Source organism: Neobacillus sp. PS3-12 (assembly GCF_030915385.1).
Classification (GTDB): domain Bacteria; phylum Bacillota; class Bacilli; order Bacillales; family Cytobacillaceae; genus JAEVLT01.
In genome coordinates this window covers 2,159,426-2,174,419 of record NZ_CP133268.1, presented here as the reverse complement: position 1 = coordinate 2,174,419, position 14,994 = coordinate 2,159,426, and the positions used below count along the sequence as shown (strand labels likewise).

The 14,994-nt window shown below is 41.5% G+C and carries 8 protein-coding genes and 3 pseudogenes; 9 read left to right on the top strand and 2 right to left on the bottom strand.

All coding sequences use genetic code 11. The features are described 5' to 3' along the window. Positions 1 to 115 precede the first annotated feature (115 nt). The 4 genes from xylA (at position 116) to RCG17_RS11030 (ending at position 5,852) form a co-directional block, all read left to right on the top strand. Positions 116 to 1,447, top strand: coding sequence for a xylose isomerase (gene xylA, locus RCG17_RS11045; protein ID WP_308175202.1), 1,332 nt, complete (start codon positions 116 to 118; stop codon positions 1,445 to 1,447). Positions 1,448 to 1,468: 21 nt separating this feature from the next. Next, positions 1,469 to 2,926, top strand: coding sequence for a D-xylose transporter XylE (gene xylE, locus RCG17_RS11040; protein ID WP_308175817.1), 1,458 nt, complete (start codon positions 1,469 to 1,471; stop codon positions 2,924 to 2,926). 85 nt (positions 2,927 to 3,011) lie between these two features. Beyond that, the gene (xylB, locus tag RCG17_RS11035) at positions 3,012 to 4,514 is read left to right on the top strand and encodes a xylulokinase (RefSeq protein ID WP_308175201.1); all 1,503 of its coding nucleotides are present in this window, start codon (positions 3,012 to 3,014) and stop codon (positions 4,512 to 4,514) included. 312 nt (positions 4,515 to 4,826) lie between these two features. Next, complete coding sequence (locus RCG17_RS11030) at positions 4,827 to 5,852, top strand: aldose epimerase family protein (protein WP_308175200.1); 1,026 nt, start codon at positions 4,827 to 4,829, stop codon at positions 5,850 to 5,852. A 242-nt stretch (positions 5,853 to 6,094) separates the two neighbouring features. Here the strand turns inward: RCG17_RS11030 and RCG17_RS11025 are convergent, their stop codons facing one another. Together RCG17_RS11025 and RCG17_RS11020 are read right to left on the bottom strand one after the other, a co-directional pair. Beyond that, positions 6,095 to 7,009 carry a response regulator gene (locus RCG17_RS11025; protein WP_308175199.1) on the bottom strand — a complete coding sequence of 305 codons (915 nt, stop codon included), beginning with the start codon at positions 7,007 to 7,009 and terminating at the stop codon, positions 6,095 to 6,097. Between the two features lie 5 nt (positions 7,010 to 7,014). Then, positions 7,015 to 8,334 (bottom strand): sensor histidine kinase, encoded by a 1,320-nt coding sequence (locus tag RCG17_RS11020; RefSeq protein WP_308175198.1) that lies wholly within the window; start codon positions 8,332 to 8,334, stop codon positions 7,015 to 7,017. 279 nt (positions 8,335 to 8,613) lie between these two features. On the opposite strand from RCG17_RS11020, the gene RCG17_RS11015 reads away from it, so the two are divergent. From RCG17_RS11015 to sdhB, 5 genes and pseudogenes are all read left to right on the top strand, one after another. Continuing rightward, complete coding sequence (locus RCG17_RS11015) at positions 8,614 to 9,927, top strand: anaerobic C4-dicarboxylate transporter family protein (protein WP_308175197.1); 1,314 nt, start codon at positions 8,614 to 8,616, stop codon at positions 9,925 to 9,927. 92 nt (positions 9,928 to 10,019) lie between these two features. Next, positions 10,020 to 11,475 (top strand): annotated as a pseudogene (aspA, locus tag RCG17_RS11010) (aspartate ammonia-lyase). A gap of 83 nt (positions 11,476 to 11,558) precedes the next feature. Next, complete coding sequence (locus RCG17_RS11005; RefSeq protein ID WP_308175196.1) at positions 11,559 to 12,173, top strand: succinate dehydrogenase cytochrome b558 subunit; 615 nt, start codon at positions 11,559 to 11,561, stop codon at positions 12,171 to 12,173. 20 nt (positions 12,174 to 12,193) lie between these two features. Next, positions 12,194 to 13,956: pseudogene (gene sdhA / locus RCG17_RS11000) on the top strand (succinate dehydrogenase flavoprotein subunit). A gap of 2 nt (positions 13,957 to 13,958) precedes the next feature. Continuing rightward, positions 13,959 to 14,713, top strand: a pseudogene (gene sdhB, locus RCG17_RS10995) (succinate dehydrogenase iron-sulfur subunit). Positions 14,714 to 14,994: the final 281 nt, after the last annotated feature.

The following is a 14,994-nucleotide window of genomic DNA, read 5'->3' as shown; positions in this document are numbered from 1 at the left end:
TGATAAAAGCGCTTTAATTTTATAAGATGTAATCAAGTTAGTTTATCCAAGCAATAAACTAACTAACAAAACTCATCAATAAACATTTTTATTTATAAATTAGGAGGGAATTGACATGGTTCAATCAACATTGCGTACTTATTTTGAAAGCGTAAACAAGGTAGCTTATGAAGGAAAGGATTCAAAAAATCCATTGGCATTCAAATACTATAATCCAGAGGAAGTAATCGGCGGCAAGACAATGAAGGATCAATTACGTTTTTCCGTTGCTTACTGGCATACGTTTACAGCAGATGGAACAGACCCATTTGGCGTTGCGACGATGCAAAGACCTTGGAATCGCTTTTCTGGTATGGATTTAGCAAAAGCAAGAGTAGAAGCTGCATTTGAACTTTTTGAAAAACTAGGCGTACCATTTTTCGCCTTCCATGACCGCGATGTTGCTCCTGAAGGAAGCACTTTAAGAGAAACGAACAAAAATTTGTATGTTATTATTGAAATGATCAAAGAGTATATGAAAACATCTAATACAAAACTTTTATGGAACACGGCCAATATGTTTAGTAATCCTCGCTTTGTCCATGGTGCCGCAACAACTAGCAATGCTGATGTATTTGCCTACGCTGCAGCACAAGTGAAAAAAGGCTTGGAAACAGCGAAAGAACTTGGCGCAGAGAACTATGTTTTCTGGGGCGGCCGCGAGGGTTATGAAACTTTATTAAATACAGATTTAAAGCTTGAACTTGATAACCTGGCAAGATTTATGCATATGGCCGTTGACTATGCGAAGGAAATCGGCTTTGACGGTCAATTTTTAATCGAACCAAAACCAAAAGAGCCAACTACACATCAGTATGACACAGATGCTGCAACAACCATTTCCTTCTTAAGACAATATGGCTTGGAGGACTATTTCAAATTAAATCTTGAAGCAAACCATGCAACGCTTGCTGGACATACATTTGAACATGAATTGCGTGTGGCAAGAACAAGTGGCTTCCTAGGCTCTGTTGATGCCAATCAGGGTAACCCTCTTCTTGGCTGGGATACAGATGAATTCCCGACAGATTTGTATTCAACTACTCTGGCCATGTATGAAATTTTGAAAAACGGCGGACTTGGACACGGCGGATTAAACTTTGATGCGAAGGTAAGAAGAACTTCCTTTGAACCAGAGGATTTATTCTATGCCCATGTGGCCGGAATGGATGCTTTTGCAAGAGGCTTAAAGGTTGCTCATAAACTAATCGAAGATCGTGTCTTTGATGATTTCATTGAGCAGCGTTACAGCAGTTTTGCTAGCGGAATCGGCCAAGATATCGTTGAAGGACGCACCAACTTCCATACCCTTGAGGCTTATATTCTGGATAAAGACCATATTAAAAATGTTTCCGGTCGGACAGAGCAATTAAAAGCTACCTTAAATCAATACCTTTTAGAAGTGTAACCATCATAGTGGACCCGTCAACTGAAAAATCATAAGGCTGAAACGGGTCCTTTTTTTATAAAATCCAAACACAAGAAAAGGAGAAGAACGATGGAGCAAAAACGAAACTCGCTTTATCTTTTTGGAATCACGCTTGTAGCCGCAATCGGCGGTTTGCTGTTTGGTTATGATACCGCTGTCATTTCGGGGGCAGAAGAATCATTAAAGGCTTATTTGATTGATAGCTTGCACTTGGGACCATTTATTCATGGAGCCACCATTTCGAGTGCCTTAATTGGCTGTATTATTGGCGGGATCATCTCCGGTTATTTTGCCTCCAAATTTGGACGCAAAAATTCGCTGATTATGGCTGCCATTTTATTCTTAATCTCCTCACTGGGAGCCGCTTATCCGGAGTTTTTATTTTTTTCAAAGGGACATCCGACCATTGGCTTATTGATTGCTTTTAACATCTACCGAATTATCGGCGGAATTGGTGTTGGTCTGGCTTCAGCCGTTTGCCCGATGTATATTGGGGAAGTGGCGCCGGCAGATGTTCGTGGCCGGCTCGTATCCTTTAACCAATTCATGATTATTCTTGGTATGCTAGTTGCTTACTTTGTTAACTTTTCCATCTCCCATGGACAAACACAAAGCTGGGTGAATGATGTAGGCTGGAGATATATGTTTGCTTCATGTGGCGTTCCGGCTTTATTATTTGGGCTGTTGCTGTTGACGGTGCCTGAAACACCGCGTTATTTATCATTGAAAAATCAGGATGATAAAGCGTTACGTATTTTGACAAAAATTAATGGGACCAAGGCAGCAAAATTAATCCTGGGACAGATTAAACAAACGGTGAATGATTCATCAGGGAAACTGTTTACATATGGAAAAACAGTGATTGTGATCGGGATTCTTCTCTCTGTCTTCCAGCAGTTTGTCGGAATCAATGTGGCGTTGTACTATGCTCCAAGGATTTTTGAAAGCATGGGAGCAGGAAAAGATGCTTCGATGATGCAGACAACCATCATGGGATTGGTCAACGTTGTCTTTACTGTTGTTGCGATCGTGACGGTTGATAAATGGGGACGCAAACCATTATTAATCGTTGGCTCGATTGGAATGGCGATCGGTATGTTTGGTGTTGCAGGGATGGCTTTTAAAGAAGTAATCGGCATGGGGACATTAATTTTTATCATCGTCTATACTGCTTCGTTTATGATGTCTTGGGGCCCGATTTGCTGGGTCTTGATTTCAGAAATCTTCCCGAATAAAATCCGCGGACGTGCTGTTGCGATTGCCGTTGCGGCACAGTGGGCGGCAAACTACCTGATTTCTTCCACGTATCCTGCGATGATGGATTATAGCGGTGCGGTCACCTATGGTTTTTATGGTTTGATGAGTGTTCTTTCGGCCATTTTTGTTTGGAAGTTCGTGCCTGAAACAAAAGGGAAGACGCTGGAGGAAATGGAAGGAACTTGGAATAAGATTGCTTAATTCAATGAAAACGCTATCCTTTAAAAAGTATGAAGGGTAGCGTTTTTTCACAAACAACTTTGAAAAAAAAAGTGAGGGAATCGTGATGAAATATGTAATTGGGGTCGACCTTGGTACAAGTTCAGTGAAAGTGATTTTAGTTGATCAAAAAGGGACTGTACTATCAACCGTTTCAGAGGATTATCCGCTCATTCAGCCTCAGCCAGGATACAGTGAGCAAAATCCCGAGGAATGGGTTGAAAAAACGATCGTTGCCTTAAAACGGTTGGTGGACGAATCTGGCGTGGTTCCTGATGATATTGAGGGCCTTAGTTTTTCTGGACAAATGCATGGACTCGTTTTGCTGGATGAACACCATCAGGTCATTCGAAATGCGATTCTTTGGAATGACACGAGAACCACCCCGCAATGTAAGAAGCTTGATCAGCAATTGGGCGGAAAACTGCTCGAAATCACCAAAAACCCTGCACTCGAGGGCTTCACCTTGCCAAAAATTCTCTGGGTAAAGGAGAACGAACCGGAGAATTTGCAAAAAACAAGTGTCTTCCTGCTTCCAAAGGATTATCTACGTTATCGCTTAACGGGTGCCATCCATATGGATTATTCCGATGCCGCAGGTACACTTTTACTAGATGTAGTTAACAAATCGTGGAGCACCGATATTTTGCGCACGTTTGAGTTGCCTGCTTCCATTTGTCCACCTTTAGTGGAAACAGCTGATTTCGTTGGGACGATTTTAGCGGAGATTGCAGAACGTACCGGACTTTCTCCCGCAACGAAAGTGTTTGCCGGTGGTGCTGACAATGCATGCGGTGCGATTGGCGCCGGAATTTTATCAGAAGGAACAGCACTTTGCAGCATCGGAACATCGGGCGTATTCCTATCTTACGAAAATGATAAAAATAAAAATTTTGGCGGGAAAGTTCACCTTTTCAACCATGGACAAAGGGATTCCTATTATACAATGGGCGTTACCCTGGCAGCTGGTTACAGCCTGAGCTGGTTTAAGGACACTTTCGCCGACGGGCAATCTTTTAATGAGCTTTTAGAGGAAGCGGCTTCTTCGGAAATTGGGGCAAACGGGCTTGTGTTTACTCCGTTCCTTGTGGGCGAGCGGACCCCATATGCAGATGCAAAAATTAGAGCGACCTTTACGGGGATTGACAGCTCTCATAAAAAAGGTGACTTTACCCGCGCGGTCATGGAAGGCATTGTTTTTTCCATCAATGAGAGTGTTGGAATTTTCCGCAATTATGGAAAAACCATTGATACCGTGATTTCCATCGGAGGCGGTGCCAAAAGCGATTTGTGGCTCCAAATTCAAGCCGATATCTTTAATGCCAAAGTGGTCAAGTTGCAAAGTGAACAGGGCCCCGGCCTGGGTGCAGCCATGATTGCAGCAGTAGGCTTGGAGTGGTTCACTGGCTTAAAAGAATGTGCCGATAGGTTTATTCAAACGGGGCAAGTATATGAGCCAAAGCCGGAAAACGTGCAGCGTTATAAGGAATACTATCAAGTATATAAAGATATCTACCCGCATACCGTCGCTATCAATCACCAGCTGTTCGATTTGCGCAATAAAAAGTAAGGCTGTGTATTGATGGGGCGGATAAACTGGACTCTTCGAAAATGTTAGCGTTCTTCGGTTCAATGTCCTGCGGGAGTATGGGGCTCTATGATGCCAGATCTTTTAAAAAAGGTACTAGAAGTGGCATCATAGAGGGCGTATGGTGCCGAATCTCACAAAAAAGATAAGAGAAGTGGCATCATAGAGTCAATATGATGACGAATCCCATTAAAAAGATCGAAGAAGTGGCATCATAGAGGGTGCTTCAATCCTGCGGAAAGTGAGTCCTTGGGGCGGAAAGCAACAGCCAATAATCAAGAGAGAGGGAAAACGATGGAGTTCATTGAGACGATATTGGGTACTCTGGATGGCAAAGAGGTAAAAGCATATAATTTAAAAAGTGCGGGTGGAGCCGAGCTGACTTGTATGGAATATGGCTGCATTATTACAAAAATCAATCTTCCTGACCGTTATGGGAATACAGAAAATATTGTTCTTGGTTTCGACACGTTAGAGGAATATCTTAACCACTCTCCCTACTTTGGCTGTGTGGTTGGCAGAAGTGCGGGCCGAATCAAAAATGCAGCATTTGAAATTGAGGGCGTTACCTACAAATTATCTAAAAATGATGGGGAAAATAACCTGCACGGCGGACCGAATGGTTTTCATCAAGTTATTTGGGATTCAGCTGTTGAAAAGACAGACAGTGAAGTGAAAATTATTTTTTCCTACTTAAGCCCGAATGGGGAAGAGGGCTTTCCAGGCAATCTGGATGTTAGCGTCATCTATGCTTTCAACGATCAAAATGAGTTATTGATTACATACAAGGCTGTTTCGGATCAAAAAACAATTGTGAATTTAACGAACCATAGTTATTTTAATTTAAGCGGAAATTTGAAACGAACTATACTGGAGCATGAGCTGACGTTGCCAAGCGATCGCTTTTTGGAGCTTGATGATGCTCTTTTGCCAACCGGAAGAATGATCCCAGTGGAAGGAACGGTTTTTGATTTTCAAAAAGGTCGAAGGATTTCCGAAGGGATTGAGTCAGGAGATCCACAGACGATCATGGTTGGCGGCGGTTTCGATCACCCATTCCTTTTGAATCAAAAGAGGCCAATTTGTTTGTTTGACCATGAGAGCGGAAGGAAGCTTGAAATCGAAACCGAAGAGCCTGCCGTTGTGTTTTATTCTGGAAATATGTTGCCTGACGATTTTTCGATAAGAGGGGTGCAATCTCAAAAGCATTTGGGGCTATGCTTAGAGACACAGAAACCACCGGGTATGATGGATGCTTTATTTTTGGAAAAAAATCAAGTTTATTTATCGAAGACAAAATATAGATTTGCTTTAGTTTAAGTTTGAGTGCCAGGTACTACAAAAGGACATATTTGTCTTTTTGTAGTACCTGGCACTTTTTTCCTTAGAAGGATGTAGAACCCTTCTATGTGACCGAATGCGGAAAAGAAGCAGTTAGAAGGGAATATAGAACTCTTCTAGGAACAGAGGGACGGTTCCTTCATTCACCAATGAAACATGCGAACCGTCCCCGTGTTCCTTCCCGTGTTCCCCGCACCAACCGTCCCCGTGTTCCTCGCAGATTAAACTTCTTTTTTTGCTTCCATGAATAATGCGCGGATGAATCTTCTGATGTTAATTCGCGTATTATCTGGGTGTTGTTTTCCTTCCAATTCCAGCATTTTCATCCGTACTTGCCCATAGTCGAATAGTTTGGCTGAATAATTTTCAAATATGGGGTTTGTGTAGTCAGTTAACCCAAGGGAAGCAAGATGCTCCAGCACTTGATGAATGGTTCGGCGAACTCGCTGTTCTCCAGTTCTTATTTCTTTTGTTAGTTCTTGCGGGGGAACAATGGTTCCGAGCCGTTTTTCAATAACCATCCTGTACAATTCCTTAAAAGAGGGAATCTCACGAATGCCCTCTTCCTCCAATTTTGATAAAATCAACAAGAGATCAAGCAAATCCTTGGCACCGTTGTCACCGATTATTCCGAGCTCCAAGAGAATACTTTTTCCAGAAGTGATAATGGGAATGTGACTACCTTGAGATTCGTTTTTAGGTAAATCATTTTTTGTATGAGATTCCAAGAAACGTAGGGAATTTTGAATATAACGGAGTGATCTTTCCAACAGCACATGATCACATACGAGCTTAATGATACTCACAACTTCCAATCTGTTAATGGGTTTTGTAATAAAATGCTCAATTCCAAGTGAGTATGCTTCACTAATCAAATCCTTCGATTCTACTTGGGAGATCATGATAATTTTTCCATTAAACGATGGAGCTATTTCTCTAATCGTCTCAATGCCATCCCGATTTGGCATAAGTAAGTCGATGATCAAGATATCAATTTCTTGGACTGCAAGACGATCAGCGTAAACTTCCGAACCGTCCTCTCTTTCACCGGCAATAACCCCCAATCCTTCCTCTTCGATAATATTTGAAAGCATCCCTCGAATAGTGGCTGAATCATCGACAATAAAAAACTTCATTGTAATCATCCCTTCTCAGTTAAACTGGCAAGCGGAAACAAAATTTCAAAGATCGCTCCAGCACTTTTTGTTGAATCGATGAGTGTTATGGTTCCGCCGTTGTTTTCAATGATATTTTTTATAAAAGATAATCCGATCCCATTGGAAGCAATACCGTTATGATCAAATTTTGTTGTAAAGCCTGGCTCAAAAATGAACAATTTATTTTTTGGAGCTATTCCGCTGCCATTATCTTCGATGTTTATTTTTACCGTATCATTGATTCTTTCAATTGTTAAAATAACATGCCCAGCTTTATCAATTGCTTCAACGGAATTGGCTACAAGATTATTAATCAACGAGAAAAGGATAAAAGTGTGATAGGGTGGATGTTCCCCTAAAATCTTAATCTCAAAATTAATTGTCTTGCCAAGCATCTCTCCATAGTTTTGGTTGGAACGAGTAATGATTCCGACCATTTCCTCGATCTTCATAAAATCACTAAGTTTTTCTTTCACCATTAATTTCGACAGTCCCGCATAAATACGCTGATTATCTTTTTTAATTTCATGTAATTCCCCTGCAATTTTAAGAGCATCATTTGCCCGTTCGGGTTCGTTGAGCTCTTTCAATCGGCGGTAAAGTAAGTAACAGGAATTTGTTAAGATCTCCGCATTCTTCGTTGTTTTTTTCAATTGAAACATTTCAATATATAAATTTGAAATGAATAATAAAATTTGCTCTGTTTTCTTTCGTTGCTGCTCCTCAGCAAGCCTTGTTTCTCTCAGGAGCAGGATATTGAAAAAACCCAGAACAAAAAAACTGCGAATAATGGCAATCCCTCCAATGAGAGAGAGGGTATTTGCGGTAATTCCTGTATGTGTTGTAAAATCGCGGATGAAAAATTCCGTTAAACTGGCGGCCGTTTCCATGATCATTCCAAAAATACCAATGAAAATAGGACGGTTGTAAAAGTGGTTGATCCGAAATAGATAAAAAAGGACTGAAAAAACTACATAATAAAAAAAGACAGGAAAGTTTAACCCAAAAGAGTCTTTAAACTGAAAACTGTCCCCTTTGAAGCTGTCCAAGAGAACCCGGAAAAAAACAACTGAAGTTCCAGTTACAATTCCCGCAAAGATTGGTTGGATTTTACGGGACCATAACAAGATAAAGAAAAAAACGGGTGTTCCTAAACTTACTCGAAGATCCACTGCTTGAATCGGGAAGAATTTCAGCTCCCCAGCAATTGGTACCGCAAAAATCATGAATAGGTAGGAAATAAATTTATTTTGAATAAGACCACTTCCAATCAAATTCCAACTATCTGTTACCACTTTTATCATAAACATATTCATCCACATTTTTGCGTTGAGAAAAATGACAAATTCAGTAAGATTCCGTAGTAACGAAATGTTTTTTGTATTTTTTTGTAGCACCAGCGATATGATCCACCTGTAAAAAGAAATTATTCAAAAGTTTAATCAGCAAAATGGATCACTCACATTTCATTATAAATATTTATGTGAATGATTTCACAATAAAAAATGGAGAGAAGGTGAAAATTAATCTTTTCTATCACTGAGCTTTGAAAAAATTACCTTAATTGTTGGGAGGTAGCACCCATGTTTTGGATTCAATTTGTCATTGTTCTTGCCTGTATATTTATTGGGGCTCGGCTAGGTGGTGTTGGGCTTGGAGTCATGGGCGGAGTGGGACTTGCTATTCTTGTTTTCGTTTTTCACTTGCAGCCGACTACCGCGCCAATCGATGTCATGTTGATGATTTTAGCAGTTGTGACAGCTGCTGGAACATTGCAAGCATCAGGAGGAATGGATTATCTCGTTTATATCGCTGAAAAGGCCCTTAGAAAAAATCCGAAGAGAATTACGTTTATTGCCCCAATTGTTACATATGTATTTACCCTTTGCGCGGGGACAGGCCATGTTGCTTATTCCGTTTTGCCTGTAATCGCTGAGGTTTCCCGTGAATCTGGTGTAAGACCGGAACGGCCAATGTCCATTGCTGTTATTGCCTCACAGCAAGCGATTACTGCCAGTCCTATATCGGCAGCAACGGTTGCTTTACTCGCTTTATTAACCAATTTCAAGATCAATTTGCTAGATATTTTATTGATTAGTATTCCCTCAACATTTATCGCTTGTATGATTGCTGCATTTGTTTCAAGTAAAATGGGCAAAGAGTTAAATGAGGATCCCGAATATTTAAGACGATTGGAAGAAGGGTTAGCACCGATTAAAAAGGATAAAAAGGTGTTCAAGGCTACAAAACAGGCTAAATTCTCAGTCGTTCTCTTTTTGATTGCCGCAGTATTGGTCGTTTTATTAGGTTCTTTCGAAGCATTACGACCTGGATGGATGGTCGCGGGTACTTTTACCAGAATGACGATGCCTATGGCGATTGAAATTGTCATGTTAACGATTGCTGCACTTATGATGATTTTTTGTAAACCAAATGTCGATTCCATCGTCTCTGGCAGTGTTTTTAAAGCTGGGGCAACGGCTGTGGTAGCGATTTTTGGAATTGCCTGGATGGGCGATACTTTTTTCCAAGGTAACCTGAAATTAATTTCTGGATCGATATCTGATTTAGTTACTACTGCTCCATGGTTATTCGCCATAGCCCTATTTGCTTTATCCATCTTGCTATACAGTCAGGCAGCTACAGTTCGCACTTTAATGCCGCTTGGCATTGCACTTGGAATTCATCCAGCACTCTTGATTGCTATGTTTCCTGCTGTAAATGGGTATTTCTTTATTCCAAACTATCCAACTGTTGTCGCGGCCATTAACTTCGACCAGACCTGGACGACAAGAATTGGCAAGTATATTTTAAATCACAGTTTCATGGTTCCTGGATTAATTGCAACATTCGGAGCGGTTGCTATTGGGATTTTGTTAAGTTTTGTCGTTTTGTAACCATTTTGTTCAATATAATTCCAAGATTGCTAGGAAAGGCTTGCCCCTCATAAGGCAGGCAGCCTTTTAAAAATAGATTGGAGCTGACTAAAATGAGTTTTTCAGAAAATTATCGGATTGAAAAAGATTTCCTTGGAGAAAAGCAGATTCCTTCAAATGCCTATTATGGTGTTCAAACGATGCGGGCTGTTGAAAATTTCCCGATTACAGGCAGTAAACTTGATCCAGCCTTAATAAAGGCAATGGCAATGGTTAAAAAAGCTGCTGCCTATGCTAATTTACAAATTGGTCAATTAGATCAGAAGATTGCAGCTGCCATTATGGAAGCTGCAGATGAAGTAATTGACGGCAAGCTGAATGACCAGTTTATTGTTGACCCGATCCAAGGCGGTGCGGGGACATCCATTAATATGAATACCAATGAAGTCATAGCGAACAGGGCATTGGAAATTTGCGGCGAACAAAAAGGAAATTATAAAGTGATTAGCCCTAACTCTCATGTGAACATGGCCCAATCCACCAATGACTCTTTTCCTACTGCTATCCATGTATCTGCCTTGATGACGTTAACAGAGTTAATCAACGTAATGGAGGAGCTTCACGGAGAGTTTTTGAAAAAGGCCTTTGAGTTTGACGGCTTGTTAAAAATGGGAAGAACGCATTTACAGGATGCTGTGCCAATTCTTCTCAGCCAAGAGTTTGAAGCCTATGCAAGGGTACTTAATAGAGATATCAATCGAATTAAGAGTACCTTTAAAAACTTATATGAAGTAAACCTTGGAGCAACAGCTGTCGGTACGGGGTTAAATGCAGAACCTGATTACATTGAAAAGGCCGTTCAATACTTGGCGCAAAGAACCGGATTGCCTATTAGAGGATCGGAAAACCTTGTAGATGGAACCCAAAATACGGATGTTTATATCGAAGTATCAGCAGCCCTTAAGGTTTGTATGTTGAATATGTCTAAAGTAGCCAATGACTTACGGATGATGACCTCCTGGACCTCGCTGTGGTTTAGGAGAAATTAATCTTCCGCCGCGCCAACCCGGGTCCTCTATTATGCCTGGGAAAGTGAATCCGGTTATGGCGGAAGTTCTTAATCAAAGTGCCTTCCAAGTGGTGGGCAATGATTTAACCATCAGCATGGCATCTGAAGCCGGGCAGTTTGAGCTGAATGTCATGGAACCTGTCATTGCTTACAATCTATTACAATCAATCAGAGTCATGACCAATGTATTCACAGTATTTCGCACCCATTGTCTCAGCGGCATTACGGCAAACAAAGAGAGAATGGAGTCTTATGTGAATAATAGTGTGGGTGTCATCACGGCTATTAATCCGCATGTCGGCTATGAAACCGCAGCATCTATTGCCAGAGAAGCAATTGTAACTGGCAGACCTGTACGGGAAATTGTCCTTGAAAGAGGGGTTCTAACGTCTGAGGAACTTGATATTATTCTCCATCCATTTGAAATGACAAACCCCGGTATTGCCGGTAAAGAGTTACTCACGAAAAAGCATCAAGAAAGAGAACTAGTTTTATCTTAACCATTTGCAGGCGCCTAGCTTAAGGGCATGGCGCCTTATTTTTAAAAAAAAGAACATTTGCCTCACAAAGGAGTTCAGTCTATATGGAACAAAAAAGCAATCAGTACTTTTTGCGAAAACTGCATTCATTGGCAGGGATCATTCCAGTCGGCGTGTTTATGACCGCTCATCTGCTCATCAACTATTCAGCGGTTTGGGGAGCCGCATCATATAACAAAGCCGCAACATTTATGGTCAATTTACCGTTTAAATATGTTCTTGAGCTTTTCATCATTTTCTTACCATTGCTATTCCATGCAATATACGGGATTGCCATTACATTTCAGGCTCGAAGCAACATTAGACAATATTCTTATGTACGTAATTGGAAGTTTACCTTGCAGCGGATTGCGGGTCTCATTGCCCTTATCTTTATTGCTTGGCACGTTTGGGAAACAAAAGTACAGATCCAGTTTAACGGTGCTGAAGCAGGTTATGATTTTATGAGGAACATTGTACATAATGGCTATACACTAGTACTCTATATGATTGGCATTCTTGCTTGTATTTATCATTTTGTTAACGGCATGTGGACATTCCTGATTACTTGGGGAATTACCGTCTCGGTTAAATCTCAGAAAATAGCAGAGTACATAGCCGTCTGTTTGTTTATCGTTTTGGCTTTTGTTGGAATCCGCGCCATCATGGCATTTGCATAAGAGAGTAGGAGGAATAAGAAATGAATAAAGGAAAAATCATTATTGTCGGGGGCGGTCTTGCGGGCCTGATGGCGGCGATTAAAATTGCGGAAGCCGGGACAAAAGTTCAATTATTTTCCGTTATTCCAGTGAAACGTTCCCACTCCGTTTGTGCTCAAGGCGGCATCAATGGTGCGGTGAATACAAAGGGTGAAAATGACTCCCCATGGGAACATTTCGATGACACCGTTTACGGAGGAGACTTTCTGGCAAACCAGCCGCCAGTCAAAGCAATGTGCGAAGCTGCGCCGAAAATTATTCATATGTTTGATCGAATGGGAGTCATGTTTAACCGTACACCTGAAGGACTACTCGACTTCCGTCGTTTTGGAGGGACGCAGTATCATCGAACAGCATTTGCCGGGGCAACAACTGGTCAGCAGCTATTGTACGCACTTGATGAACAGGTACGCCGCTTTGAAGTCGAGGGATTGGTGGAAAAGTATGAGTATTGTGAATTTGTTTCCGCAATTATCGACGATGCCGAAGTATGTCGAGGGATTACGGCTCAGGATTTACGGACAATGGAAATCAAGGCATTTCCAGCTGATGCGGTGATATTGGCTACCGGCGGCTTAGGAGTCATATTTGGGAGATCAACTAATTCATCCATCAATACCGGCTGTGCAGCAGCTAGGGTTTACCAGCAAGGTGCGTTCTTTGCAAATGGAGAATTTATTCAAATTCATCCGACGGCGATTCCGGGTGATGATAAAAATCGGCTGATGAGTGAATCGGCACGAGGTGAAGGCGGCAGAATCTGGACCTATAAAGATGGCAAACCATGGTACTTTTTAGAAGAAAAATATCCTGCGTACGGAAACCTTGTGCCAAGGGATATTGCAACCAGGGAAATCTTTGATGTTTGCATCAATCAAAAGCTCGGGATTAATGGTGAAAACAAAGTGTACCTTGATTTAAGCCATATCGATGCTAGGCAATTGGATATTCGCCTCGGAGGAATTATGGAAATCTATGAAAAATTTGTCGGCGAAGATCCGCGAAGAGTACCTATGAAAATCTTTCCAGGTGTTCATTATTCAATGGGCGGATTATGGGTGGATCTTAATCAGCAAACCAATATTCCAGGTTTATTTGCTGCAGGAGAATGTGATTTTTCCCAGCATGGGGCCAACCGGCTTGGAGCCAATTCATTATTATCCGCAGTCTATGGTGGAATGGTAGCCGGTCCGAAAGCATTGGAGTATATGGAAGGACTTGCAGTGCCGACGGACAGTCTTCCAGGGGCTGTTTTTGAAAAGCAAACACGGGAAGATGCTCATAAATATGAATCTATTTTAAAAATGAACGGAACGGAAAATGCCTATCTGCTTCATAAAGAGATGGGTGAGTTGATGACGGCTAACGTGACGGTCGTCAGAGAAAATAAAAAACTAAAAGCGACCTATGATAAGCTTCAGGAGTTTGTTGAACGCTATAAAAATATCAATATCGAAGATTCGGCAAAATGGAGCAATTCGAGTGCTGTGTTTGTCCGCCAGCTAGAAGGAATGATCAATCTTGCTCAAGTCATTACTCTCGGGGCCTACAACCGTAATGAAAGCCGTGGTGCCCACTATAAGCCGAGTTTCCAGACCGGAATGATGATGACTGGCTAAAAACAACTATTGCCCATTATCATTCTGAAACCAAACAGCCTGAGCTTTCCTACCAAGACGTTGATATTTCCCTCATTAAACCGCGAAAACGTGATTATACCAAAACAAAAAAAGGAGGGAAATGATCATGGAAAAGGATAAGAAAATTCATTTAATCATTAAAAGACAAAAAGATGTCAATTCCTCTCCATACACCGAGGAGTTTTTCATTCCATATCGGCCGAACATGAATATTATTTCTGCATTAATAGAAATTCAAAGGCATCCGGTTAATGCGAATGGGGAAAAAGTCATACCGGTTAATTGGGAATCATCGTGCTTAGAGGAGGTCTGCGGTGCATGCTCCATGGTTATTAATGGAAAACCACGTCAGGCCTGTTCTTCTTTAATTGATCTGCTTGATCAGCCAATTCGAATTGCACCGCTGTCAACGTTTCCAGTTATTCGTGATTTAAAAGTGGACCGCTCGCGGATGTTTGATGCTTTAAAAAGAGTAAAGGCTTGGATTCCCATTGATGGAACATATGATTTAGGTCCTGGTCCGAGAATGCCGGAAAAACGCGGCAGTGGGCATATGAATTATCAAAATGTATGACATGCGGCTGTTGCCTGGAAGCCTGTCCAAATGTCAATAGCTCTTCCAATTTTATCGGGCCAGCTCCAATTTCACAGGTTAGCCTGTTTAATTCTCACCCAACAGGAAAAATGAACAAGGAAGAACGACTGGCAGGGATCATGGGAGAAGGAGGAATTACCTCCTGCGGCGGTTCTCAAAACTGCGTTCAGGTATGCCCGAAAGGAATTCCGCTTACAACCTCCATTGCCCATTTAAACAGGCAAACAACGGTACAATCGTTTAAAAACTTCTTCGGCAGTTTCTAAAAGGGAACAGGGCGACGGTTCCAACGTTTCACCCCCGTCCCTCTGTTTCGAAACACGCGAACCGCCCCCGTGTTCTCCTGCTTTAGTTTAAGTTTGAGTGCCAGGTAGTACAAAAGACATATTTGTCTTTTTGTACTACCTGGCACTTTTTTTCCTTAGAAGGATGTAGAACTCTTCTATGTGACGGAAAGCGGAAAAGCGTTTAAAGTTGTCGGTTATGTAATAATCATTTAACGATTGAGTGGAGGCGGTGTGCTCCACAAAAAAGACAGTGGGTGAAA